This is a genomic window from Nonomuraea turcica, from assembly GCF_030718205.1.
In the GTDB taxonomy this organism is placed as follows: Bacteria; Actinomycetota; Actinomycetes; order Streptosporangiales; family Streptosporangiaceae; genus Nonomuraea.
Map to the genome: position 1 here is coordinate 1 of NZ_JAUZQF010000082.1, position 1,571 is coordinate 1,571.

The 1,571-nt window shown below is 68.6% G+C and carries 1 protein-coding gene; it reads right to left on the minus strand.

The genetic code is table 11. From position 1 onward, the window contains the following. Window positions 1-9 precede the first annotated feature (9 nt). Complete coding sequence (locus Q9G87_RS60265; protein WP_305925679.1) at window positions 10-1,449, minus strand: NF041680 family putative transposase; 1,440 nt, start codon at window positions 1,447-1,449, stop codon at window positions 10-12. Window positions 1,450-1,571: the final 122 nt, after the last annotated feature.

Consider the following 1,571-nt stretch of genomic DNA (forward strand, 5'->3'; position numbering starts at 1 on the left):
GCTTGTTCTTTATCCTCCGGATTGTTGTAGGGCTGCGAGAGTGCGGCCGCGTTTGACGGTCTTGCCAACGTCGTAGCGGGGTGCGGGCCGGCGATTGGGGATCCCGGGTGGACGTCCTGGGCCGGGCCGAGAGGGTTTGGGTGCACCGGCTGGCTGGGCGAGTGCGGGACGCAGGTTCCGAAACCCGCGCCGGACCCGCGCGGGAGTGAGCTGACCGGACAGGACGGCCTTCTCCCATGGGTGACGCAGGTCCTCGGTCAGCCGGCGGGCCAAGCGCAGCTGGGTGTGAACGATGAGGAGCAGCCAGGTCCAGCGGTCGGCGGCCTGGGCGGCGCGAAGCTTGGGCCGGGTCCAGCCGAGGGTCTGCTTCCAGAACCGGTAGGTGTGCTCCAGATCGAATCTGCGCAGGAACGCCTGCCAGCATCGATCCACGTCCGCGCTGGTGGCGCCGGTCTTGGAGGACCAGAGCCAGACTGGTGGGGCGTCCCTGTCGCCGGGCAGGTGCTCAACCTTCAGCCGGATCAAAGTGCCCTCGATGATGGGCAACTCGCCTTTGTGATCGAGCCAGGCCGCGCGATGCGTCAGTCGGGGGTGAAGCCGGTCCCAGGCGCTGGTCTCGGCCTTGCCGTAGTGAGTGGTGTCCGTCGCGGTGGTCACCGTGGGTTCGGGCCAGGTGGCGGGATCGGCCAGGGCGAACTCGCCGCCGTGCTTGGGCGGCCGGCCACCCTTGGGGTCATAGCGTCGTGGCGGCGCGGGCAGGCGCAGCACCCGATCGGAACGGATGCGCCCGAGTAGTTCGACGGGCAGGTCGCGCAGGACGTAGGCCAGGCGGGTGATGTCGTAGCCGGCGTCGGCCACGATCAATATGTCCGGGTCTCCGCTGCGCCACTGGCCGGCGGCGATCAGCCGCTCGATCACCCCCCGTAGTTGGGTGGCGGTGACGGCGGTGGCGTCGTCGGCCGGCCCCAGCCGCACCATGTCCAGCGGCGCCGTCCACGATGTGCGGCCCATCTCCAGCGCCGCGACGAACGAGTATGGCCAGCCCGGGATGAATTGTGAGGCACTCTTGGCCCGGCCGTAGACATGGCAGAACAGCCGCTCGGCCGAGCAGGCGGCGTCCGAGCGCAGCCACGGGGACACATCCACCGCCAGCACGATCCGCCCATCCGGCCAGCGCGGTAACGGCAGCCCGGCCAGCACCCGGCGCAGCTGTTCGGCGTCGATCCGGCCATGGTTGAGCCCGCCGTACAAGGCACCGTGCCCGCGCCGGTACTCCGGCGACAAGGTCAGATCCACCGGCGAGCGCACCGGCCCCGGCTCGCACAACAGCGCGTCGACCAGCTCGAACAAGGCATCGGCCCGCGCCTGGAGGCAGGCGTAGACGTCGTTCCGGAAGCGGGACAACACCCTGGAGGACTCGACACAGGCGGCATCGTTCAGCAGACTCACCCTCACGGCCTTGTAGCGATCACTAGCGACTCGACACCGCACATGATCACTCAAGGCCGTCTTGCTGTCCCCGAAACGATCAAACCCCGCTCAGCACAACAATCCGGAGGATAAAGAACAAG